Here is a 289-nt window from a genome sequence, read left to right as displayed (position 1 = left end):
ATAAAATCAGATTCAGGAAGATCCGGAATCTTTAAAATAGAATCTGTTTGAAATGTATTATTTGTTTCATCAACAGAATCAATTTCATCCATTTTTTCTTGATCTCCCAGTTCATTCATAAAATCAAATTCAGGAAAATCCGGAATCTCAAAAATAAAATCTATTAAAAATGTATTATTTGTTTCATCAACAGAATCGATTTCATCCACTTCTTCTTGATCTCCCAGTTCATTCATAAAATCAAATTCAGGAAGATCCGAAATTTCAAAGATAAAATCTGTTTGAAATG

General features: G+C 28.0%; 1 protein-coding gene. It reads right to left on the bottom strand.

Going from position 1 to position 289, the window contains the following annotated elements:
• The coding region (locus MR109_RS29915; protein WP_242274870.1) for a hypothetical protein at window positions 1-289 on the bottom strand (289 nt) is incomplete at both ends.

Origin of the sequence: Bacillus cereus group sp. BfR-BA-01310 (assembly GCF_022664325.1) — a bacterium.
Taxonomy (GTDB): Bacteria; Bacillota; Bacilli; order Bacillales; family Bacillaceae_G; genus Bacillus_A; species Bacillus_A paramycoides.
The sequence above is the reverse complement of the archived record's forward strand: the minus strand, read 5'-3'. Positions and strand labels throughout refer to the sequence as shown.